This window comes from Brevibacterium sp. CFH 10365 (genome assembly GCF_009299785.1).
Lineage (GTDB): Bacteria > Actinomycetota > Actinomycetes > Actinomycetales > Brevibacteriaceae > Brevibacterium > Brevibacterium limosum.
Genome location: NZ_VIGO01000008.1, coordinates 1 through 22893, shown reverse-complemented (window position 1 = coordinate 22893; position 22893 = coordinate 1). Strand labels below are relative to the sequence as shown.

General features: G+C 66.3%; 18 protein-coding genes and 1 tRNA gene. 15 read left to right on the top strand and 4 right to left on the bottom strand.

Going from position 1 to position 22893, the window contains the following annotated elements; translation table 11 throughout:
* Positions 1 to 483 precede the first annotated feature (483 nt).
* On the top strand, positions 484 to 1854 hold the full coding sequence (locus FHG09_RS15915) for a PrsW family intramembrane metalloprotease (protein WP_227492815.1): 1371 nt from the start codon (positions 484 to 486) through the stop codon (positions 1852 to 1854).
* 9 nt (positions 1855 to 1863) lie between these two features.
* On the top strand, positions 1864 to 3054 hold the full coding sequence (locus FHG09_RS15910) for a MarP family serine protease (RefSeq protein WP_152348627.1): 1191 nt from the start codon (positions 1864 to 1866) through the stop codon (positions 3052 to 3054).
* 24 nt (positions 3055 to 3078) lie between these two features.
* On the opposite strand, the gene FHG09_RS15905 is transcribed toward FHG09_RS15910, so the two are convergent.
* From FHG09_RS15905 to upp, 3 genes are all read right to left on the bottom strand, one after another.
* Entirely contained in the window at positions 3079 to 4020 is a 942-nt protein-coding gene (locus FHG09_RS15905; protein WP_152348626.1) for an endonuclease/exonuclease/phosphatase family protein, read from the bottom strand.
* Between the two features lie 75 nt (positions 4021 to 4095).
* Positions 4096 to 4914 (bottom strand): winged helix-turn-helix transcriptional regulator, encoded by an 819-nt coding sequence (locus FHG09_RS15900; RefSeq protein ID WP_152348625.1) that lies wholly within the window; start codon positions 4912 to 4914, stop codon positions 4096 to 4098.
* A 246-nt stretch (positions 4915 to 5160) separates the two neighbouring features.
* The gene (gene upp / locus FHG09_RS15895; RefSeq protein ID WP_152348624.1) at positions 5161 to 5799 is read right to left on the bottom strand and encodes a uracil phosphoribosyltransferase; all 639 of its coding nucleotides are present in this window, start codon (positions 5797 to 5799) and stop codon (positions 5161 to 5163) included.
* A 72-nt stretch (positions 5800 to 5871) separates the two neighbouring features.
* On the opposite strand from upp, the gene FHG09_RS15890 reads away from it, so the two are divergent.
* The 13 genes from FHG09_RS15890 (at position 5872) to FHG09_RS15830 (ending at position 21307) form a co-directional block, all read left to right on the top strand.
* A complete protein-coding gene (locus tag FHG09_RS15890; protein WP_152348623.1) occupies positions 5872 to 6423 on the top strand; it encodes a tRNA adenosine deaminase-associated protein in 552 nt (183 codons plus the stop codon).
* Positions 6424 to 6443: 20 nt separating this feature from the next.
* Positions 6444 to 6875, top strand: a complete 432-nt coding sequence (locus FHG09_RS15885; protein ID WP_152348622.1) for a nucleoside deaminase — start codon at positions 6444 to 6446, stop codon at positions 6873 to 6875.
* Positions 6876 to 6938: 63 nt separating this feature from the next.
* Positions 6939 to 7029 (top strand) — tRNA-Ser (locus tag FHG09_RS15880).
* 273 nt (positions 7030 to 7302) lie between these two features.
* Entirely contained in the window at positions 7303 to 8763 is a 1461-nt protein-coding gene (locus FHG09_RS15875) for an NCS2 family permease (protein WP_152348621.1), read from the top strand.
* Positions 8764 to 8958: 195 nt separating this feature from the next.
* Positions 8959 to 10416, top strand: coding sequence for a xanthine dehydrogenase small subunit (locus tag FHG09_RS15870; protein WP_152348620.1), 1458 nt, complete (start codon positions 8959 to 8961; stop codon positions 10414 to 10416).
* Positions 10416 to 12794, top strand: a complete 2379-nt coding sequence (xdhB, locus tag FHG09_RS15865; RefSeq protein WP_152348619.1) for a xanthine dehydrogenase molybdopterin binding subunit — start codon at positions 10416 to 10418, stop codon at positions 12792 to 12794. The genes FHG09_RS15870 and xdhB overlap by 1 nt, the downstream gene beginning before the upstream one ends.
* Positions 12791 to 13576: a xanthine dehydrogenase accessory protein XdhC gene (xdhC, locus tag FHG09_RS15860; RefSeq protein WP_193627404.1), complete on the top strand. Its 786-nt coding sequence runs from the start codon at positions 12791 to 12793 to the stop codon at positions 13574 to 13576. The genes xdhB and xdhC overlap by 4 nt, the downstream gene beginning before the upstream one ends.
* Before the next feature lie 63 nt (positions 13577 to 13639).
* Positions 13640 to 14923, top strand: a complete 1284-nt coding sequence (guaD, locus tag FHG09_RS15855; protein ID WP_152348618.1) for a guanine deaminase — start codon at positions 13640 to 13642, stop codon at positions 14921 to 14923.
* 171 nt (positions 14924 to 15094) lie between these two features.
* The gene (locus FHG09_RS15850; RefSeq protein WP_152348617.1) at positions 15095 to 15919 is read left to right on the top strand and encodes a hydroxypyruvate isomerase family protein; all 825 of its coding nucleotides are present in this window, start codon (positions 15095 to 15097) and stop codon (positions 15917 to 15919) included.
* The gene (locus FHG09_RS15845) at positions 15879 to 16838 is read left to right on the top strand and encodes a 2-hydroxy-3-oxopropionate reductase (protein WP_227492823.1); all 960 of its coding nucleotides are present in this window, start codon (positions 15879 to 15881) and stop codon (positions 16836 to 16838) included. The genes FHG09_RS15850 and FHG09_RS15845 overlap by 41 nt, the downstream gene beginning before the upstream one ends.
* Positions 16839 to 16914: 76 nt before the next feature.
* The gene (gene gcl, locus FHG09_RS15840) at positions 16915 to 18714 is read left to right on the top strand and encodes a glyoxylate carboligase (protein ID WP_152348615.1); all 1800 of its coding nucleotides are present in this window, start codon (positions 16915 to 16917) and stop codon (positions 18712 to 18714) included.
* 101 nt (positions 18715 to 18815) lie between these two features.
* The gene (allB, locus tag FHG09_RS15835) at positions 18816 to 20171 is read left to right on the top strand and encodes an allantoinase AllB (RefSeq protein WP_193627403.1); all 1356 of its coding nucleotides are present in this window, start codon (positions 18816 to 18818) and stop codon (positions 20169 to 20171) included.
* A 146-nt stretch (positions 20172 to 20317) separates the two neighbouring features.
* Complete coding sequence (locus FHG09_RS15830; RefSeq protein ID WP_152348614.1) at positions 20318 to 21307, top strand: DUF559 domain-containing protein; 990 nt, start codon at positions 20318 to 20320, stop codon at positions 21305 to 21307.
* Positions 21308 to 21387: 80 nt separating this feature from the next.
* Here the strand turns inward: FHG09_RS15830 and FHG09_RS15825 are convergent, their stop codons facing one another.
* The gene (locus FHG09_RS15825) at positions 21388 to 22581 is read right to left on the bottom strand and encodes an IS110 family transposase (protein WP_152348613.1); all 1194 of its coding nucleotides are present in this window, start codon (positions 22579 to 22581) and stop codon (positions 21388 to 21390) included.
* Between the last annotated feature and the right edge of the window lie 312 nt (positions 22582 to 22893).

Below are 22893 nucleotides of genomic sequence, written 5' to 3'. Positions count from 1 at the left end.
CCGAAGAACGTGGCAGTCGGCTGAAGTGTTGCTGGACGGATACACTACGAGGCCACCTGCGCAGGGCTGGGACTCTAGACTGAGGTGAGCGGAATTTCCCCCATTGCAGAAGGACGATCTATGTCGGCACAGAACGGTCCCGGTTCGCAGAGACCGCAGCCGCCCCAGGTGCAGGGCCCACCGAACCCGAACGTTCCCCCTGCCCAGGGCCAGGTGCCTCAGCAGGACCAGGTGCCGTCGCAGAATCAGCAACAGCAGAATCATGATCGGTTCCGGCCGCGGCCACAGGGGTCGCAGCATCCGAATCCGCAGCAGGCCGGCCAGCAGCCAGGCGGGCCGCGGCCGCAACAGCCGCCCATGCAGGGCCAGAGCCGGACCCAGGCGCCTGGCCGCCCCATGCCGCCGCAGGGCCAGCCGGTGATGCAGGGTCAGCCGGTGATGCAGCCGGCTCTCGGCCAGCCGATGCCGCCGCAGCCACAGCCCGTGTCTGGCCAGCCCATGCCCGGCCACCCGATGTCGCCTCAGGGCCAGCCGGTGATGTATGCGCCACCGCCGGCCCAGGCTCGCGTCTATGCGCAGCCGCGGTTCGCGCCGACGGTGACTCAGGAGATGCGGGTCCGTGCAGGAATGCAGGCACCCCAACAGGTCGTCACCGACACTCCCTGGACCGGCGCCGTGCGCCAGTCCCAGCCGGAGACCGAACCTGATTCGACCGGAAACATCGTCCGCCTCGTCGCCGCGGTCCTCGTTCTCGTCGTTCTCGTCGGTGGGCTCGGCCTTCTCGCTCTGCTCGGCGGACTGAGCTTCGGCGTCCGCCTCTTCGGTCTCATCGGACTCGCGGCGATCCCGCTTCTGGCCATCATCGCGTATGTGCTCTGGCTCGACCGGTGGAAACCGCAGCCGAAGCTCCTCTTGGGCATCTGTCTTCTCTGGGGAGCCGTCGCCTCGGTCATCCTCACCCTCGGCTTCTCACTCGTCGGTGAGGTCGCGCTCTATATGGTCGGCATCAATGGGGTGCCCGACGTCATCGGTGCAGTCATTCAGGCCCCGATCCTCGAGGAATCGACGAAGACCGTCCTCCTGCTCGTCATCGTCCTCGCCGCCCGGCGCCACTTCGAAGGGCCCCTCGACGGGCTCGTCTACGGTTCACTCATCGGTGCAGGCTTCGCCTTCACAGAGAACATCCTCTACCTCGGACAGTCGTGGAACGCCGGCGAACTCCCGGGACTGGCAGTGACATTCGCCATGCGCTGCCTCGGCTCACCGCTGCTGCACACTGCGTTTTCGACCTGTGCCGGTGTGTCCATCGGCTTCGCCGCACGCAAATGGCCCTGGTGGTCGCTCATTCTCATGTGGCTTCCCGGCCTCCTGCTCGGCATGGTCCTGCACGGTTTCTGGAACGCGTCGATGACGTTCCTCGGTGTGCTCGGCCAACTGACCCGTGACGTCATGGGCGGAATGCTCCCGCAGCTGATCGGCCTCATCGTCCTCAGCGCCATCCTCTCCGCGGCTTGGGTCACTCTCGGGATCATTCTGCGCCGCAGCGAACGGCTGCACACACAGAACATGCTCGGAGACTATGCGAACTCCGGCTGGCTCACCCACGCCGAGGTCGACATGCTCGGAACGTGGAAGGGCCGGCAGAACGGCCGCGACTGGGCGAAATCGTTCCCGGGCGGCAAGGAGGAGATGAAGACCATGATCCGCACCTCCGGCAAGCTGTCGACGACGCGGATGCGCGTGCTCGCCGGAATCGGCGGTGAGCAGGAACGCAAGATCGAACGGGCCGAACTCAAGCAGTTCGCCGACGCCCGTGAACGTCTGCTCGCGGCCTCCAAACAGATGGGGCGGTAAGTTCCAGCGGTGACAGCATTCGACATCGTCCTCATCGTCCTCGGCATCGGGGCGCTCTTCGCCGGGTTCCGCCAGGGCATCATCACCGGCCTCGGAACCGCGGCCGGTTTCATCGTCGGCTGGATCCTCGGACGCCTGCTCTCCCCGCTCGTCGAATCGCTGAGTACCGGCACCGACGTCATGGGCAACCCCGGCGTGCTCATGCTGCTGGCCTCGATGCCGCTGGTCCTCGCCGTCCTCTTCGCCTTCGCCGGCAGCGGCATCGGCGCATGGATCAAACGCTCCATGGACTCCGATCTCGGCCAGGGCATCGACGCCGTCGGCGGCACCGTCACGGCCGGGATCGTCTACATCCTCGTCGTCTGGCTCGCCGCCGGCTTCATCCGCACCACCCCGCTGGTCGAACCCAACCGGTGGGTCGCCGACTCCACCGTCATCGCCGCCATCGACCGCACCATTCCCTATTCCTCCCAGAACGCCCTCGGCGGACTGGCAAAGGGACTGAGCGCGTCGGGATTCCCACAGGTGTTCTCCGGCCAACCCGAACAGATCCGCGGAGTCGGAGAACCCGACGACGGGATGGTCGACGTCGGTCGCAGCGTCGAAGACTCGGTCGTCAAGATCACGACCACCGCCACCAGCTGCGCCACCGGTTCGGAAGGCTCCGGCTTCGTCTACGAGGACGGACTCGTCGCCACCAACGCCCACGTCGTGGCCGGATCCACGGAACTCGCCGTGCAGGTCGGCGGCAAGGGCAGGCCCTATCGCGCCGAGGTGGTCGAATTCGACGCCGAAGCCGACGTGGCCGTGCTCCGAGTTCCAGAACTCGACGCTCCCGCACTCGACTTCGGCGATGGGCTCGGATCAGGAGACGACTCCGTCGTCGTCGGATTCCCCGCCAACGGTCCCTATACGATCTCACCGACCCGGGTGCGGGAGAAGATCAACGCCCGCGGACTCGACATCTATGACTCGAAATCCGTGGTTCGCGAGGTCTATTCGCTGCGTGGAATCGTCCGCGAAGGCAATTCGGGAGGCCCGCTCATCGACGCTCAGGGAGATGTCGTCGGCATGGTCTTCGCCCGTTCGGCCACCGATGACGAAACCGGGTACGCACTCACACGAGCCGAGATCGCCGACGAACTCGAAGCCGGAACGAGCAGCCGCACGCCCCAGCCGGCCGGGCAGTGCACGAACTGAAACGCGTGCACGAACTGAATCCGACTACTTGAGGTCGAGCCCGGCGAGGACGGCACGGTGGTCACTCGATCCGCGTTCGAGCACCTCGTCGGAGCTGGCGTCGAAACCGCGGTAGAGGACATGGTCGAGCCGGGTGACGGGGAACCGGGCGGGCCAGGTGAAGCCGAACCCGCCTCGAGCCTCTTCCCGGGAATCCTCCAACGGCGGAACCAGGGTCTCCATATTGTTGTCCGTCGCCGCCGTGTTGAAGTCACCGGCGACGATCACATGTTCGGCGCCATCGGTCTCCACGGTCGTGGCCAACCGGCGCAGAGCGGCGTTGCGCATCGATTCGTGCCCCGGACGCACCGAGGGCATATGCACGGCATAGAAGCGGACGTCACCATGGTCGGTCGAGATCGTGGTCGCGAACGCGCGCGGCCACTGCAGACCCAGGTCGACCTCCTCGGGTGCCGACATCGGCCATTTCGACCACACGCCGATGGTGTCGACGACCTGTGAATGGTCGAACGAGGAGTCGAGTTCCTTGTGGATGATCTTGCCCGACAGGGACTCGAGCTCCTGGATCGTGACGATGTCCGGATCACGGTCGACGATGTTCTGTGCGGCCGCCGTGGGCTGCGGCATCCTCGCCCCCACATTGTGGGTGGCCACCGTCAGATCCGGATCACCGGAACCCTGATTCGGCAGCAGAGCGGGTCCGAACATCCCCGCCCACACCAGCGCGGGCACGAGGAATCCGATGGCAGAGAGCCAGGAGAAGCGGATGAGGAACATGAGCAGCACCAGCGCGAGGACGATCCCCGTCCACGGGAGCACCGATTCGAGGATGAGCGCGATGCCCATCCGCGTCGGCAGCAGATTGTGGAGCAGCAGGAACGCCGCATAGAGGATCCCGAAGATCAATGCGGTGACGCCCTTCGCGGGGCTGTGCCTTCTGCGCGGTGAGGAATATGCCTGGTTCATCGATCAACGATCTTAACCGGGAAGTCTGGCCCCACGCTGGAAGCCCCTTGCGACACGGCTCACAGCCGCACCGCATCAGCGACGCGCAGTCGCGCTCCACACAGTCACATCGGGGTGGGTGTCGTAGCGATAGCCCGAACCCCTCATCGTGCGCACCACGGAAGCGTATTCGCCGAGGCGGCGCCGCAGCCGGCGGATGTGCACGTCCACGGTGCGTTCGTCGGGAACCTCACCGCCGGACCACACTGCGGTGATGAGATCCTCACGGGGAAGAGTCTCATCGGCATGGGAGACGAGGGTGGCGAGCAGATCGAATTCCTTCGTCGTGACGTCGACGAGCTCACCGTCGATGCGGACCTCGCGGCGCGGAATGTCGATGCGCAGACGTTCGCCGCTCGCCTGTGTGTAGGCGTCGCCGGCCCGTCCGCCGAAACCGCGGGGTGCGGGGGCCGCCGGAGCGGAGTCCTCGCGCAGAGCCGGCGGGTGGATGCGGTTGGGAATGCGCGAACGCACCGGCCCATGAGTCGCCGCCGGAGCACCGGTCGCGGCGGGGGAGCCGTTGGCCACGGCGCGGACGGCGTCGATATCGCTGCCGCGGCCCTCCGGCGCCAGTGCGATGACGGCCTGCGTCTCGGCCTGGCTGGCCAGTTCCTTCGCGTAGGCCTGCAGCTCAGCGGCGATCGCTGAGAGGTTCGTGCCGTCGGCTGCGGCCTTGGACTCATCGAGTCCGATGTAGACGATGATTCCGCGAGCGGCCTTCGGTGAGGGGACGACACCGGCGGGGCCGAAGGTGTGCGGTGCGTTCTGTGGGTCGACTGCGCTCAACCTGGCTCCTGCACGTCGAGTGGCCGCGGCGCTGCGCGGGTGGACGTAGGCGGGTTCTGGATTCGGCATAGCTGTCCTTTGCTCCGACCATCGGGTCGATATGACTGGAGGAGTCCGCTGCTTGAGTGAACTCGTTCGAGGCCGGACAGCGGGAGTACGATCACCGACCACGAACGCAGGGCATACACATGTCTGCCGCAGGCATTCGCATCTGGTCGATCGCTGAAGTCATGACTTCATTATTTGTCACAAAGCGAAGACACTGCAATGAAAGAGCCGAAAATGAGACGAGTGTGACGAATTATGACGAACCGATCAGTCGACGATTCCGTACATCCGATCCCCGGCGTCACCGAGCCCGGGCACGATGTAGCCCTTCTCATTGAGCCTCTCGTCGAGCGCCGCCGTGTACACCTTCACCTCGGCGGAGTCGCTGAAGTCGCGTTCGATGCGCTGGACGCCCTCGGGGGCGGAGACCAGGCATACGGCGGTGACGTCGCGAGCGCCGCGGGCGAGCAGGAAGTCGATGGCCATGGCCAGGGTCCCGCCGGTGGCGAGCATCGGATCGACGACGAAGATCTGCCGACCGGTGAGGTCATCGGGCAGACGGTCGGCGTAGGCGCTGGGCTCGAACGTCGTCTCGTCGCGGACCATTCCGAGGAAACCCACCTCGGCGGTGGGAAGGATGCGCAGCATTCCGTCGAGCATGCCGAGCCCGGCGCGCAGGATCGGAACCACGACGGGGCGTGGTTCGGCGATGCGGGTGCCGGTGGTGGTCGTCACCGGGGTCGAGATCTCCTTGTCCTCGACCGACACCGATCGGGTCGCCTCGTAGGCCAGCAGCATGACGAGCTCTTCGGTGAGCTGTCGGAAACGCGCGGAATCCGTGTTCTCATCGCGCAGGGCGGTGAGCTTGTGGGCGATGAGCGGGTGATCGGCTACGTGAAGATGCATACCCAAATGGTAAGGGAGAACTCGACGCCTCCGGCAGTGGTCAACGCGGGGCGAAGCGTTCACAATGGAGGCATGTCGTACTTCACTGAGATCCTGGCCGATTCCGGCGATGGCTTCCGCGCCCTCGATGTCGACGTCCGTGACGCGAACGACCTCGACGACCTCGTCGATATGATGCGCTCGGCCGCCGGCGATGACGGAGAGGCCGTGGCCGTCATCGAACACGAAGACGAATGGTTCGGCCTCGTGCGCCTGTGCGCGGACAATGAGGTCAAGGTCTTCCTCTCCGATCTCGCCGCGGTCGAGGCGAGCCCGTTCGCAGAGATCTTCGCCGACTTCCTCGACTCCCGCCCCGATGCCTACGAGGCCGAACCCGAAGAGGACTTCGGCGCCGAGGAGGACGAAGCCGAAGCCGATGAAGATGAGGACGACGACGAGGTCGAGATGCTCGAATTCGACGCCGATGCCGAATGGGCCGGAGACGCCGATATCTACACCGACCGCGGGGTTCCCGCCGCCACCCTGATCGACCAGGTCGAAAGCTACCGATCCGACCCGGCCCGCGTCGTCGCCCACGTCGGTGAGACCGTCGGCTTCGCCGACCAGCTCGAGGCCGCACGCTGAACGCTCAGTTCGCCGAATGGATGGGGCATGCCCTCGCCGAGGCGGCGCTGGCACCGGCTCATGACGACGTTCCCGTCGGGGCTGTGGTCATCGATGAGGTCGGGGAGGTCATCGGGCGCGGTCACAATCGGCGCGAAGTCGATGCCGATCCGCTCGGCCACGCGGAGCTCATGGCGATCTCCGCCGCCGCCTCGGTCAGAGGTCAGTGGCGCTTGGACGGCTGCACCCTCGTCGTCACCTTGGAGCCGTGCGCGATGTGCGCCGGGGCCCTCGTCGGCTCCCGGGCCGAGCGCGTGGTCTTCGGCGCCTTCGACGACAAGGCCGGAGCCGTCGGGTCGGTGTGGGATCTGCTGCGCGATCGCGCAGCACTCCATCATCCGGAGGTGACCTCGGGCGTCCGGGCAGGGGAGAGTCGAGCTCTGCTGAGGAAGTTCTTCGCGGCCAGGCGCTGACGTGTCCCACCTCACGGTGAACCGATTTGGACGCGGAAAGTCCACCGCTGTACAGTTGTCGGCGGTGGCGTGTCCGAGCGGCCGAAGGTGCAACACTCGAAATGTTGTGTAGGGCAACCCCCTACCGTGGGTTCAAATCCCACCGCCACCGCCACGGGAAACCCCTGATCAGACGATTCTGATCAGGGGTTTCGTCTGTCCCGCCGATGGATGGCATCGGTGCGGGCAGAGGTGTGATGATTGACACACCAGGGTCGAGCGGCGAGACTTGCTCGATGAAACAGAAATAGTTTTCCAGGATGTGGAAATCCTGGTTCGGCTTCGGACCGATGACTTGCCTGTTTCATTGCGCACGTTCAAGGCGCAGGGCCGACGACGATGATGTCGGCGGCTGACCAAATCGAACAACCTGAGGTGGTCCATGAAAATGGCTGACAACGACCAAGCGGTGCAGACCGCATCTACGAGACCGGGGCTTCTCGACAGATTCTTCGAAATCACTGGGCGCGGGTCGTCGATCAAGCAGGAGATCCGCGGAGGCATCGTCGCCTTCGTCGCGATGGCCTATATCGTCGTCCTCAACCCGCTCATCCTCGGCGGCTCCCAGGACGTCGCCGGTGACAGCCTTGACTTCGCCCAGCTGACCGCGGTCACCGGGCTCGTCGCCGGCGTCATCACGATCCTCTTCGGCGTCGTCGCCCGACTGCCCTTCGGCCTCGCCGCCGGGCTGGGGATGAACAGCTTCCTCGCCGTCTCCGTCGTCCAGGAGGTCACCTGGGCCGATGCGATGGGGCTGGTGGTCATCAACGGCGTCATCATCGTCGTCCTCGGCGCGACGGGCATCCGCACCGCGATCTTCAACGCCGTCCCGCACGCGCTGAAGATCGCCATCACGGTGGGCATCGGACTCTTCATCGCCTTCATCGGCTTCGTCAACGCCGGGTTCGTCACCCGCACCCCGGAGGGCCCGCCCGTCCAGCTGGGCCAGGACGGATCGATCGGCTCCCTGCCGACGCTGGTCTTCGTCTTCGCCCTCGTCCTCATCGGCATCCTCGTCGCGAGGCGGATCCCCGGCGGGATCCTCATCGGCATCATCGTGGCCACGATCGCCGCGATCATCATCCAGGCGTTCGCGAAGCTCGGCACCGTCGGGGATCCGGTCGACCCGGATCCGCTGGGCTGGAACCTCGCCGCTCCGGAATTCCCGCAGCAGGTCGTCGCCGTTCCCGACTTCGGTCTCATCGGCGCCTTCGACCTCTTCGGCGGATTCCAGCACATCGGCGTCCTCGCGGCCACGATGCTCGTCTTCACCCTCGTGTTCACGAACTTCTTCGACGCCATGGGATCGATGACGGGACTCGCCCGCAGCGCCGGACTCCAGACCGACGACGGAATGTTCCCGCGCATCCGCGGAGCCTTCGTCGTCGAAGGTCTCGGTGCGGTCTTCGGCGGCGGTGCATCAGCGTCGTCGAACACGGTCTTCGTCGACTCCGCCGCAGGAATCGCCGAGGGCGCGCGGACCGGTCTCGCCGCCTGCATCACCGGAGTGCTGTTCCTGCTGTCGATGTTCTTCTCACCGCTCATCGCCGTCATCCCGATGGAGGCCGGAGCCGCAGCGCTCGTCGTCGTCGGCGCCATGATGGTCACACAGATCCGTGAGATCGACATGACCGACTTCCGCACCTCGCTGCCGGTCTTCCTCACCATGGTGACGATGCCGCTGACCTATTCGATCGCCAACGGAATCGGCGTCGGATTCATCTCCTGGGCGCTCATCCACGCCATGAGCAACCGCGCCCGTCAGGTCCACTGGCTGCTGTGGGTCGTCTCGGCCGGTTTCGTCCTGTACTTCGTTCGCGGCCCGATATCGGCTATCTTGGGGGCATGAGAACAATGGTTGGACACTCAGCTTGGGGAAGAGGCCAGATCGCCCACGGGGCCTGACCCGCGGGGACGCATGGTCCCCGATTCCGCGTTCTTCTGCGCTGTTCGCATGGATAACCAGAAGCTCGAAGAACGAAGCAAATTGTTCCAACCATGCACTGTGCGTCTCAGTGAAGAGACGCGGGAGGTGTGAAGTGCGATGTCCACTGCGACAACGGACCAGTCAACTGCCGAAGTGACCATCAACGGGACCGTCCGCGAATTCGACGGCCCACCCCATACGAATGCGCTGGACTTCCTGCGCGGTCAAGGTCTGACCGGAGCGAAGGAAGGCTGCGCCGAAGGCGAATGCGGGGCCTGCGCGATCATGGTCGCCCGCCCCGACGAATCCGGCGGAACCCGCTGGACCTCGGTCAACTCCTGCCTGCTGCCGGCGGCAGCGCTCGACGGGGGAGAGGTCGTGACCGCCGAAGGTCTGGCCGACGGAGAATCCGTCCACCCCGTCCAGGAAGAGATGGCCGTGCGCGGCGGATCCCAGTGCGGATACTGCACCCCCGGCTTCATCTCCTCGATGGCCGCCGAATACTACCGCCCCGACCGCTGCGAGGACGGCTTCGACCTCCACTCCCTGTCCGGCAACCTGTGCCGCTGCACCGGCTACCGCCCCATCCGCGATGCCGCGAACGCCCTCGGGCAGCCTGCCGCCGACGATGCCCTCGCCGTCCGCCGTGACCGCCCGGCCCCGTCGGCTCGAGCCACCGATTATCTGCGGGCCGATACTGCGACCGGTGAGATCGGGCGCTACCGCCGACCCGCCACCCTCGCCGAGGCGGTCGAGATCCTCTCCGCCGATCCCGAGGTCACCCTCGTGGCCGGAGCCACCGACTGGGGTGTCGAGGTCAACATCAAGGGGGCCCGCGCCAAGAACATCCTCGCCGTCGACCGGCTCGAGGAGATGCGCGGAATCCGCCGCACCGCAGACGCCATCGAACTCGGTGCCTCCCACACCCTGTCCGAACTCGAACGCGAACTCGCAGGCGAGATCCCGCTGCTGGGCAGGATGTTCCCCCAGTTCGCCTCCCGCCTCATCCGCAACGGGGCGACGATCGGCGGCAACCTCGGCACCGGTTCGCCCATCGGCGACACTCCGCCGGCTCTGCTCGCCCTCGAGGCCGAACTCGTGCTCACCTCGGTGCGCGGGTCCCGGACCGTGGCGCTGGCCGACTACTTCACCGGGTACCGGCAGACGGTGCGCGCAGCCGATGAGCTCATCACCGCCATCCGCATCCCGCTGCCGCTCTCGCCGCTGACATCGTTCCAGAAGATCGCCAAACGCCGCTTCGACGACATCTCCTCGGTGGCGATCGGCTACGCCGTCGACATCCGCGACGGGATGATCGTCAAGGCTCGGATCGGGCTCGGCGGAGTCGCGGCCACCCCGCTGCGTGCCACCGCCACCGAGGCCCTGCTCGAGGGGCAGTCGTGGAACCTGGAGACCGTGCACGCGGCCGCCGAGACCCTCGCCGCCGAAGGCACCCCGATGGATGACCACCGGGCGAGTGCGAAATACCGGACCGCGATGCTGCGGTGCTCCCTCGAACGCTTCTACGCCGAGCACCTCGGCCACCCGGCCGTGACCAGCAAGGAGGTCAAGTGATGAGCCAGCTCTCCCAGCGCCCCGCCGACCCGGTCGTCGGCGAACGCCACCACCACGAAAGCGCCTTCGGCCATGTCACCGGAACCGCGCTCTACACCGATGACCTCGTCGGACGTCTCACCGGCGTCCTCCACGCCTTCCCCGTGCAGTCGACGACCGCGCACGGCCGCCTCGGCGCGATCGACGTCGAACCCGCCTATGCGGTGCCCGGCGTCGTCAGGGTCATCACCGCCGCCGACATCCCCGGCGTCAACGACCAGGGCGTCAAGCACGATGAGCCGATGCTGCCGGTCGATGAGATCATGTTCTTCGGCCAGCCCCTGGCCTGGGTCCTCGCCGAGGACCTCGAAGCCGCGAAGGAAGGTGCGGCAGCCGTGACCGCCGAGGTCGAGGAGCTGCCGTCGCTGGTGACCGTGCGCGATGCGATCGCCGCCGACAGCTACCACGGCAAGCCCCTGTCCATCGACAAGGGCGAAGTCGACTCCGCCTTCGCCGATGCCGCTCATGTCTTCGAGGGCGAATTCGAATTCGCCGGCCAGGAGCACTTCTATCTCGAGACGCAGGCCTGCCTGGCCCATGTGGATGAGAACGAACAGGTCTTCATCCAGTCCTCGACCCAGCATCCCACCGAGACCCAGGACATCGTCTCCCACGTCCTCGGAGTCCCCGCCCACGCGGTGACCGTGCAGTGCCTGCGCATGGGCGGAGGCTTCGGCGGCAAGGAGATGCAGCCGCACGGCTACGCAGCGCTGGCCGCGCTCGGTGCGAAGCTGACGGGCAGGCCGGTGCGCCTGCGACTCGACCGCACCCGCGATATCACCATGACGGGCAAACGCCACGGCTTCCACTCCGCGTGGAAGGTCGGGTTCACCGAGGACGGGAAGATCCTCGCCCTCGATGCGACGCTGACCGCCGACGGAGGGTGGAGCCTCGACCTGTCCGAACCGGTGCTCACCCGCGCGATGTGCCATATCGACAACGCCTATTGGGTGCCCAACATCCGCGTCACCGGTCGCATCGCCAAATGCAACAAGACCTCGCAGACGGCCTTCCGCGGCTTCGGCGGCCCCCAGGGCATGCTGGTGATGGAGGACATCATCGGCCGAGTCGCCCCCAAACTGGGGCTCAGCGCCCGTGAGCTGCGACGTCGGAACTTCTACGCCGATGGCCAGGACACTCCCTACTACCAGCCGGTGCGCCACCCGGAACGGATCGAGGCCTGCTGGGATCAGCTCATCTCCCAATCCGACCTCGAGGCCCGCGAACTCGAAATCGAAGCGTTCAACGCAGGCCACGAGCACATCAAACGCGGATTGGCGATCACCCCGGTGAAGTTCGGGATCTCGTTCAACCTCACCGCCTTCAACCAGGGCGGGGCACTCGTGCTCATTTACAAGGACGGTTCCGTCCTCGTCACCCACGGCGGCACCGAGATGGGGCAGGGACTGCACCAGAAGATGCTGCAGGTCGCGGCCACCACCCTCGGCGTGCCTCTGTCGACGGTGCGGCTCGCGCCGACTCGCACGGACAAGGTGCCCAACACCTCCGCGACGGCGGCGAGCTCCGGATCCGACCTCAACGGCGGAGCGGTGAAGAACGCCTGCGACCAGATCCTCGAGCGGCTGCGCCAGGTCGCCGCGGGCATCCTCGGGGCACCCGCCCACGAGGTCAGCATCTCCCGCGGAATCGTCTCCGCACTGTCCTCGACGAAGACGGTGACCTGGGAAGAGCTGATCAACACCGCGTACTTCCAGCGCATCCAGCTCTCGGCCTCCGGGTTCTACCGCACCGAGGGACTGCACTGGAACCTGTCGCAGATGCGGGGCGAGCCATTCAAGTACTTCGCCTACGGGGCGGCCGTGTCCGAGGTCGAAGTCAACCGCTTCGACGGCTCCTACACACTGCGCCGCGTCGACATCGTCCACGATGTCGGAGACTCCCTGTCTCCGCTGCTCGACCTCGGGCAGATCGAAGGCGGATTCATCCAGGGCGCCGGCTGGCTGACGCTCGAAGACCTGCGCTGGGACGAATCCGACAAGCCGAGTCGAGGACGCCTGGCCACTCAGGCGGCGAGCACATACAAGATCCCGAGCTTCTCCGAAGTCCCCGAGATCTTCAACGTCACCTTCCTCGACAAAGCGCATGAAGAAGGCGCCGTGTACGGGTCGAAAGCCGTGGGCGAACCCCCGCTCATGCTCGCCTTCTCCGTCCGCGAAGCCCTGCGCGAAGCCGTGGGCGCCTTCGCACGCCCCGGCCACAGCGTCGAACTCGCATCACCGGCCACACCCGAAGCGGTGTTCTGGGCGATCGAAGAAGCGCGTGGGCAGGACTCGGAGGCGGCCGCCTCGGCGAGGGAAGGACAGCGAGTCCCGTCATGACCTGGATGGACACCGCGGCCGAGCTTCGCGCAGCTCGGGTGCCGGCTGTCCTCATCACTCTCGCCGCGGTGCGCGGGCACGCCCCACGCGAGGCGGGAGCGAAGATGATCGCCACCGCCGATGACCTGTTCGGGACCATCGGCGGGGGCAATCTCGAGATGACGGCCCTCACCCGAGCCCGTGAACTGCTCGCCGAGCGGCAGCAGGTCCCGGAGATGCTCACCCTGCGGCTCAACGACAAGGCCCCGGCCAAGTACGGTCGCCAATGCTGCGGCGGAGAGGTCACGATGCTGTTCGAACCCCTGCCCGTGCCCGCCTCGGTGGCGATCTTCGGCATCGGCAACATCGGACTCGAGCTCACTCGGATCCTGGCCCGCCACGATATCGACCTCACGGTCAGCGATTCGCGGCCCGAGCAGCTCGAGGCGATCGACGCGCTGGAGACCCCGGTCGCGCGCATCCGCTCCGAATTCGCCGTCGTCGGCGAAGAGGTGCTCACGGCGCTGCCGTCCGGTGCGCACGTGGTCATCATGACCCACGACCATGCCGAGGACCTGCACCTGTGTGCCGCGGCACTGACCCGCGGCGACCTCGGTTCGGTCGGGCTCATCGGGTCGAACGCGAAATGGCAGCGCTTCCGCAGGAACCTCGCCGCCGAAGGCTTCGAACCCGAGGCCGTCGACACCATCCGGTGCCCGATCGGACTGTCCGAACTGCCGGGCAAAGCACCCGCGACGATCGCCGTGAGCGTCGCCGCCGACCTGCTCGGGCGCATGGCCTGAGCGCAGGCCGCCGCTGACTGACTTTCTGCTCTGACTCATGTCACTGAACCAAGGAGAACCACTGTGGTCATCTACCGCGTTCGCGTCTTCGACACGCCGGACAACCCATTCACCGGGGGCCGGCTGCGCTCGGCCTCCGATGTCGCCCTCGTCGTCGACGACGGACTCATCACCTCCCGCACCGATTTCGACACCGCCCGGTCCGCGCACCCCGCCGCCGAGGTCGTCGACCTCCGCGACGGTGTGCTCATCCCCGGGCTCGTCGACACCCACGTCCACCTGCCGCAGGTGCGGGCCATCGGCCATCTCGGACGACCGCTGCTCGACTGGCTCGACCAGTGCGCCCTGCCCGAAGAGGCGAAACTCGCAGACCCCGCCTACGCGGAGGCGGTGGCCGGCGAATTCCTCACGGGACTGATCTCGGCGGGGACCACCTCGGCGATGGTCTTCGGTTCGCACTTCGCAGCTGCCATGGACATCTTCTTCGCCGCCGCCGAGAAGTCGGGGCTGCGGATCACCTCCGGTCTGGTCACGAGCGATCGGAACCTGCCCGATGCGCTGCTCACCGACGTGGAGCGGTCGCTCGAGGAGAGCCAGGGGCTCATCGACCGGTGGCACGGGAAGGGCCGGCTGCGGTATGCGGTGACTCCACGGTTCTCGTTCTCCGCGGGACCGGAGATGCTGGCCGCGGGCGGTCGCCTCGTGGCGGAGAATCCGGGCATCTGGGTGACGTCGCACCTGAACGAGAACCGCGATGAGATCTCCGGGGTCGCGCGGATCCACCCGGAGGCCGTCGACTACCTCGACACCTATGACAGGGCGGGGCTCGTGGGACGGCGGACGGTGCTCGCGCACAACGTCCACCCACAGGATCGGGAGCTTGAGCGCATGGCCGAAGCGGGGTCGGTGGCCGCGCACTGCCCGACCTCGAACTCGGCTCTGGCCAGCGGTTTCTTCCCGCTGCGCCGGCATGTGGAGGCAGGCGTCCGGGTGGCTTTGGGCTCGGACGTCGGGGCGGGGACCGGGTTCAACCTGTTCAAGGAGGGCGTGCAGTCGTACTTCATGCAGCAGCTCGACCCGACCGGGGGGCTGCCGCTGAGCTCCGCGCATCTGCTCCACCTCGCGACCTCCGCCGGTGCCGAGGCGCTCGAGCTCGATGAGGTCGGCGTGCTGAGTGAGGGCAAGCGCTTCGACGCCGTGCTCATCCGGCCGGCCGAGGGCCAGCCGCTCGACGTCGGCATCCGCCACGCCGCCGACGACGCCGACGCCTTGGCGACGATCTTCGCCATGGGCACCCCTGCCGACATCGCCGGAGTCTGGATCGACGGCGCCCCCCTCCACCCCTGATTGCTACCTGACGGCGGCCCAGCAACCTCGCGCGGGGTTGCTGGGCCGCCGTCACGTTGTTTTGGGAGGGAACGTCTTGACGAGGACTCCGCAGGCGATCTATGCTGATTTCACGGAATGGAAACACACTTCCACAATACGGAAAACGTTGGCAACTCAAAGGAGAGCACCATGTCCCAGGCCTTCACCTCACCCACCAGCTACATCCTCAACTGCTCGACCCTGCTCACCGAGCTGCCCGTCCTCGAACGCGCCCAGGCCGCGAAGGATGCCGGCTTCGACGAAGTCGAATTCTGGTGGCCCTTCGACGGGAACCCGACCCCCACCTCGGCGGAGGTCGATGAGTTCATCGACTCCCTCGACTCCGCCGGGGTCGCCCTCAAGGGCCTGAACCTCTGGGCCGGGAACATGGCCGCGGGCGATCGCGGAATGGTCTCGATCATCGGCGCCGAGGAGGACTTCGCCGCAAACGTCGCCATCGTCGTCGAGATCGGCCGCCGCACCGGCTGCCGCGCCTTCAACGCCCTCTACGGACTGCGCACCGACGGCCAGGACGCGGCCGGGCAGGACGCCACGGCCGCAGCCAACCTCGCGCTCGCCGCCGGAAAGGTCGCCGAGATCGGCGGAACCGTCCTCGTCGAGCCCGTCTCCGGAGCCGAGGCCTACCCGCTCAAGCGGTACGCCGACGCCGCCGAGGTGGTCGGACGAGTCCGTGCCGACGGACCCGAGAACATCGCCGTGCTCGCCGACTTCTATCACATGCACGTCAACGGCGACGACGTCCCCGCCGTCATCGAAGCCGACGCCGCGAACTTCGGCCACATCCAGATCGCCGACGCCGAGGGCCGCGGGGCGCCCGGCACCGGATCGCTGCCGCTGCGCGACTGGATCGACCGCGCGTACTCGCTCGGCTACACCGGGTCCGTGGCGCTGGAATACAAACAGGACCGCGCCACTGCCTTCGACTGGCTCGACCGAGCCGCCCAGACCGCCTGAAACTCCGCACCGACACGAAGGAAACCCCACCATGTCCAAGACAATCGCTTTCATCGGACTCGGCATCATGGGCCTGCCGATGGCCAAAAACCTCGTCACTGCCGGATTCGACGTCCGCGGCTTCAACCGCACACCGGGCAAGGCCGACACCCTCGCCGAGGCGGGTGGCAGTGCCGTCGCCACCATCGCCGAGGCGGTGGCCGGGGCCGATGTCATCATCACCATGGTTCCCGACTCACCCGACGTCGAAGCCGTGCTGACCGGCGACGACGGAATCCTCGCCCACGCCTCAGCCGGGACCACCTGGATCGACTTCTCCACCATCCGTCCCGATGTGGCCACCGAACTGGCCGATCAGGCCAAGACTGCCGGACTCAAACCCCTCGACGCTCCCGTCTCCGGGGGTGAGCCCGGCGCCATCGACGGGGTCCTGTCCATCATGGTCGGCGGTGACCAAGCCGACTTCGACGCGATGAGCGACGTCTTCGACGCCGTCGGCAAGACCATCGTCCTCGTCGGCCCCTCGGGAGCCGGCCAGACCGTCAAGGCAGCGAATCAGCTCATGGTCGCCGGCAATATCGGACTGCTCGCCGAGGCCGTCGTCTTCCTCGAAGCCTACGGAGTCGAGACCGGTGCGGCGCTGCAGGTCCTTGGCGGAGGACTAGCCGGATCCAAGGTGCTCGATCAGAAGGGGCAGAAGATGCTCGATCGCTCCTTCGACCCCGGATTCCGGCTCGAGCTGCACCACAAGGACATGGGCATCGTCACCGCCGCCGCCCGCGAAGCAGGAGTGGCCATCCCGCTCGGGGCCACCGTCGCCCAGCTCGTCGCCGCCACCGTCCAACAGGGCAACGGCGGACTCGACCACTCCGGTCTCTTCACCGTCGTCGAGCAGCTCTCGGCCAAGAACGAGGACTGAACGACCGCCTCGGGAATCCCACCATGAACCGAGCCGGCGACAGCGTCGTCGCCGGCTCACGAACAAAGGACGAACAATGACACGCATGCGCGCAGTCGACGCCGCGGTGCTCATCCTCGAAAAGGAAGGCGCCACCGAGACATTCGGGCTGCCGGGAGCAGCCATCAACCCGCTCTACTCGGCCATGAAGGCCCACGGCGGAATCCGTCACACACTGGCCCGCCACGTCGAAGGGGCCTCGCACATGGCCGACGGGTACACCCGCGCCGCCCCAGGCAATATCGGAGTCTGCCTGGGCACCTCGGGGCCGGCCGGCACCGATATGATCACCGGCCTCTACGCCGCGGCCGCCGACTCCCAGCCGATCCTGTGCATCACCGGCCAGGCTCCCGTCGCCGTGCTCGACAAGGAGGACTTCCAGGCCGTCGACATCGCCTCCATCGCGGGGCCGGTGACGAAGATGGCCAGGACCGTGCTCGAAGCTGGTCAGGTGCCCGGCGTCTTCCAGTCCGCGTTCCAGCTCATGCGCTCGGCCCGGCCCGGACCCGTGCTCATCGACCTGCCCATCGACGTGCAGCAGACCGAGATCGAATTCGACATCGACGCCTACGAACCGCTGCCACCCGCGAAGCCGGCAGCCACCTCGGCGCAGGCGGAGAAGATCCTCGACCTCATCGCCGAGGCGGAGCACCCGATCATCATCGCCGGCGGCGGAATCATCAATGCCGATGCCGCCGACCGCCTCGTCGAATTCGCCGAACTCACCTCCATCCCCGTCTCACCGACGCTCATGGGCTGGGGTGCGATCCCCGACGACCACCCGCTGGCCGCGGGCATGGTCGGCATCCAGACGCATGTGCGCTACGGCAACGCCTCCTTCCTCGAATCCGACCTCGTCATCGGCATCGGCAACCGCTGGGCCAACCGCCACACCGGTGACTTGGGCGTGTACCGCAAGGGTCGGAAATTCGTCCACATCGACATCGAGCCCACCCAGATCGGACGCGTCTTCGCCCCTGACTTCGGTGTCGCATCCGACGCCGGGGCAGCCCTCGACGCGCTGCTGGCAGCCGCACGCGGCCGATCGGGTGAACGGGCCCTGCCGGACTTCACCGACTGGGCCGCCGAATGCACGGCAAGGAAGTCGACCGAGCACCGGAAGACGAACTTCACCGAGGTGCCGATCAAACCGCAGCGGGTCTACCAGGAGATGAACCAGGCCTTCGGCCGCGACGTCACCTATGTCTCGACGATCGGGCTGAGCCAGATCGCCGGCGCCCAGATGCTGCACGTCTACCGGCCCCGGCACTGGATCAACGCCGGCCAGGCCGGGCCCTTGGGCTGGACCGGCCCGGCGGCGCTCGGCGTGGCGCAGGCCAAACCGGGCGAGACCGTCGTGGCGCTGTCGGGCGACTACGACTTCCAGTTCATGCTCGAAGAGCTCGCCGTCGGCGCCCAGCACCAGATCCCCTATGTCCACGTCGTCGTCAACAACTCCTACCTGGGACTCATCCGCCAGTCCCAGCGCGGATTCGATATGGACTTCGAGGTCTCGCTGGCATTCGAGAACATCAACGCCGCCGGTTCCGCATCGTCCGGCTACGGCGTCGACCATGTGGCCGTCGCCCAGGGACTCGGATGCAAGGCGCTGCGGGTCGAGGACCCCGAACTCATCGGCGAGGGCCTGCGCGTGGCCAAGGAGCTCATGGACGAGCACCAAGTGCCCGTGGTCGTCGAGGTCATCCTCGAACGCGTCACGAACATCTCGATGGGCACCGCCCTCGATCAGATCAACGAGTTCGAGACCCTCGCCCAGACCCCGGCCGACGCCCCGAGCGCGTTGAGCACGATGGGCGAATTCGCTGCCGCCGAGTAGGCTGGTCCGAGTACGATTAGAACGGTATACCGTTGACGGTCCAGCGCCGAGGCTGCGCACCGCATCCGCCGGCCGAGCAGCCGCGCGACTGAGGAGGAATTTTGAGCAAAGAAGCCAGCTTCGACCTGGTCATCCATGCCGCGAAGGCACTGCTTCCCGGCGGGATCGACTCCGTGCAGCTCGGTGTCCGGGACGGAAGGATCGCCGAGATCGCCCGCGGCGGACAGGATCTGGACACGGCCGCCTCGGCGGGGGCAGAGATCATCGAGGTCGGCGACGATCAGGTGCTGCTGCCCGGTCTCGTCGACTCCCATGTCCATGTCAACGATCCCGGGCGCGCCGAGTGGGAGGGCTTCGCCAGCGCCACCCGCGCGGCCGCGGCCGGGGGCGTGACGACGATCGTCGACATGCCGCTGAACTCGCTGCCGCCGACGGTCGATGTCGCGGCATTGGAGACCAAACGCGAGGTCGCCGGGCCCAAGGCCTTCGTCGACGTCGGGTTCTGGGGCGGGGCGATCCCCGGCAACACCGCAGATCTGCGGCCATTGCACGAGGCCGGGGTGTACGGGTTCAAATGCTTCCTCGAGGACTCCGGCGTCGAGGAGTTCCCGCCGTTGGAGCCGGCGGAGATGGCCGCGGACATGGCCGAGATCGCCTCCTTCGACGGGATGCTCATCGTCCATGCCGAGGATCACGAGGTGATGTCGTCGGCGCCGAAGAATTCGGGCCCGAAGTTCGCCGACTTCCTCGCCACGCGACCGCGCGAGGCAGAGAACGTCGCGATCGCCCGCGTCATCGACGCCGCTCGGGAGACCGGGGCCCGGGCGCACATCCTGCACCTGTCCTCGGCCGATGCGCTCGACCAGATCGCCGCGGCCAAGGCCGAGGGCATCAAGCTCACCGTCGAGACCTGCCCGCACTACCTCGTCTTCACCGCCGAGGAGATCCCGGACGGGGCGACGACGCACAAGTGCTGCCCGCCGATCCGCGAGGAATCGAACCGAGAGGCGCTGTGGCAGGGGCTCATCGACGGCACGATCGACTGCATCGTCTCCGACCATTCGCCTTCGACGGCAGAACTCAAACTGCTCGACACCGGCGACTTCGGTGCCGCCTGGGGCGGAATCTCGTCCCTGCAGCTGGGCCTCTCGCTCGTGTGGACCGAGGCCGCGAAGCGCGGAATCGAGCTCGCCGAGGTGGTCCGCTGGATGTCGGCGGCACCGGCGGCCGTGGCCCGGGTCGAGGGCAAAGGCGCGATCGCCGAGGACAATGACGCGGACTTCGCCGTCTTCGCCCCCGATGAGGAGTGGACCGTGCAGGCCGCGGAGCTCTACCACCGCAATCAGATCAGCGCGTATGACACCCGCACCGTCCGCGGTCGTGTCACCCAGACGCTGCTGCGCGGTGCCCCGGTCGACTTCGAGACCCCCGCCGGCCGCCTCCTCACCGCCCGCTGAATTACTACCTGACGGCTCGGCCCAGCAACCTTGCGCGAGGTTGCTGGGCCGCCGTCAGGTAGTTCTGGGGAGAAGTTATCCAAAGTTTTCTTCTGTCTATTGCCTATTGATATCAAATGGTGCAATTTGGTGTCATGTATCTGTGTATGACAACCGAGAAGCTCTACCGACTGGGGTTCACCAAGGACGAGGTCCGGCGCGGAGAGAAATGCTGCCTCTCGCGCATCGCCCGCGGACGTTACGTGGCGACGGGATCGTGCGACGACGCACGACACGAAACCATCTGGGCGGCCCTGAGCGAAGAGGACTTCGAAGAGTTCGGCCACCAGGGCGATATGCGTGATGAGATCGAACCCTTAAGAGTCCTCATCCGCACCCGTGCGGAGAAGATCCACTCAGCGTCGGGTCGATGGCGGGTGACGAAGGGGCGCGAGGTCTTCTCACACCTGTCGGCGGCTCTCATCCACGGACTGCCGATCGCCTATCCGGCCGAGACGAGGGTCGAGGTGTGCCGGCCGAACGTCAGTCGCAAGTACCGCCACCTCTATGTGCGCAACCGCGAAGTCCCGTCTGCGCACCGGAGGACGGTCGGCATCTACGCCGTGACGACGATGGAGCGCACACTCATCGACATCGCCCGCGACTACGGCCCGGATCTCTCCGTGCCGATGTTCGACGAGGTGATCCGCCGGCGTCGCACCAGTCGTCTCCGCATCGAGGCGGTGCTGGAGGAATGCCCCGAATCCCGCGGAGACGCGGCGGTGCTACGCGCGCTCGACCTCACCGACGGCCGGCGCGAGGCCCCCTCGGAGTCGATCGCGGCAGTGCGCTTCTTCGAACACGGCATCACCGGATTCGAGCCGCAGGTCGAATTCTTCGGCCACCTCGGCGAGGTCGTCGCCCGGGTCGACTTCTGCAACCACGATGCGCGACTGATCATCGAGATCGACGGGATCGAGAAGTACACGATGGAGGGCCGCTCACCCCGCGAGAGCATCGCCGCGGAGAAGGCGCGCGAAGCCGCCCTCGAGGCCAGGGGCTACAAGATCATCCGCCTGACCTTCGGCGATCTGTTCCGCACCGCGCCGTTCGAACGCGTCCTCGGCATCCTCGCCGCCCGTCTGCGCACCGGATGATCCCGCTCAGAACCACCTGACGGCGGCTCAGCAACCTGGCGCGAGGTTGCTGAGCCGCCGTCGGGATCCTTCTATGCTTGTCAAGCGGCCTGACCGGTCACATTCGTAGCTTCGAGAAGCCGATACACATTCCGGGCCACATACCGCTTGATGCACCGGATAGCCTCCTTCTTCGACTTCCCTTCCCTGAGCCGTTTGGCCATGTACGCTCGGGTCCTCTCATCGAAGGAAAGCTTAGTGATACTCACCATGTACAACGCAGAATTCAACCGACGATCACCACTGCGATTGAGCCGGAACCTCACCACATTCCCCGACGACGCCGGGATCGGATTGACCCCCGCCAGCTTCGCGAACGCAGCCTCGGAATGAACCCGCCCATGATGANAATTCAACCGACGATCACCACTGCGATTGAGCCGGAACCTCACCACATTCCCCGACGACGCCGGGATCGGATTGACCCCCGCCAGCTTCGCGAACGCAGCCTCGGAATGAACCCGCCCCGGATGCGACCACGCCAGGTAGAACACGGCGGCGGTGATCGGTCCGATCCCCGGCTGGGCCAGCAGCACGGCAGCCGGACTGTCCTTGACCAAGGTCAGAATCCGCGTGGAGTAATCCTTGATGTCGGCGTCGAGTTCGATGACGCGTTTGGCTAACCGGATGGCTTCCCGACGTGCTTCTAAACGGGCCACAGGCTCGTTCCTTAACCGCCATTTCGCGACCGATCGGATCTTGACGAGAGATAGTTTCCGTCGGGCATCGATACCGAGATCGTTCGCGCGTAACAATGCGGTCAGCGCGTTGATGGTGCGGGTCTTCTCCCGAGTCATGGACTCTCGAGCCTTGACCAGGATCCGCAGTCCCTGGCGCGGCCCATCAGCCTGCCTGGGAAACCGTAGCCGTGACTCGTCTAAGGACAGGACCGTGTTCGCGATCCTTCGGGCATCGATCCGGTCATCCTTGCCCGTGGCATGGCGGTCGCGGACATTCATGCTGGCGGCCTCGGCGACCGTGTACCCGTTGTCGGCAACATGGTCGGCCAGGATCGCTCCGTAAGTGCCGATACCCTCGATGACCCACAGGGTGTCGAGGTCCCCGCCAGTACGGCGGCTGGTCCACGCTAGGGCTCGTTTAAGGCCAGCTTTCGTGGTCGGGAATGTAGCAGTGTCGATGTGCTCGCCGGTGTGGGTGAGCACGGCGTAGACGTGGTTCTTCGCGTGGGTGTCGACGCCGACGACAAACGCGTATAAATGCGAGATGATAGTCATGACGGTTCGTGATTCTCCCGTGTTAGAGCGGATGATGTCCGACCGTCGAACGGTCGGCTCCGGTCCGGGAGATAGTCACGTCGGAACACTACTGTGATGAGTCACGTTCGGTTAGGAACGGACAACCTTCTGATCAAGTTACCGATGTGGGCCGAGCCGGGGCCGGCCGCCCATCGATCATCAGACAGATCCTGACGATGACATCGTCTGAGTCAGTAGCAATTTGAGTCATGATGATCGATGGGACGGTCGGTTCCTACTCTGCCAGCCGATCCCAGACCAGCCACTATCAATACTCACAGTAGCAATTAG

Bases quoted from the DNA above. Each gene is read 5' to 3' on its own strand.
- gcl (WP_152348615.1), top strand. From the start codon at position 16,915: ATGACACGCATGCGCGCAGTCGACGCCGCGGTGCTCATCCTCGAAAAG.
- xdhB (WP_152348619.1), top strand. From the start codon at position 10,416: ATGAGCCAGCTCTCCCAGCGCCCCGCCGACCCGGTCGTCGGCGAACGC.
- FHG09_RS15870 (WP_152348620.1), top strand. From the start codon at position 8,959: ATGTCCACTGCGACAACGGACCAGTCAACTGCCGAAGTGACCATCAAC.
- FHG09_RS15905 (WP_152348626.1), bottom strand. From the start codon at position 4,020: ATGAACCAGGCATATTCCTCACCGCGCAGAAGGCACAGCCCCGCGAAG.
- FHG09_RS15900 (WP_152348625.1), bottom strand. From the start codon at position 4,914: ATGCCGAATCCAGAACCCGCCTACGTCCACCCGCGCAGCGCCGCGGCC.
- FHG09_RS15890 (WP_152348623.1), top strand. From the start codon at position 5,872: ATGTCGTACTTCACTGAGATCCTGGCCGATTCCGGCGATGGCTTCCGC.
- FHG09_RS15830 (WP_152348614.1), top strand. From the start codon at position 20,318: ATGACAACCGAGAAGCTCTACCGACTGGGGTTCACCAAGGACGAGGTC.
- FHG09_RS15850 (WP_152348617.1), top strand. From the start codon at position 15,095: ATGTCCCAGGCCTTCACCTCACCCACCAGCTACATCCTCAACTGCTCG.
- FHG09_RS15875 (WP_152348621.1), top strand. From the start codon at position 7,303: ATGGCTGACAACGACCAAGCGGTGCAGACCGCATCTACGAGACCGGGG.
- xdhC (WP_193627404.1), top strand. From the start codon at position 12,791: ATGACCTGGATGGACACCGCGGCCGAGCTTCGCGCAGCTCGGGTGCCG.
- upp (WP_152348624.1), bottom strand. From the start codon at position 5,799: ATGCATCTTCACGTAGCCGATCACCCGCTCATCGCCCACAAGCTCACC.
- FHG09_RS15885 (WP_152348622.1), top strand. From the start codon at position 6,444: ATGGGGCATGCCCTCGCCGAGGCGGCGCTGGCACCGGCTCATGACGAC.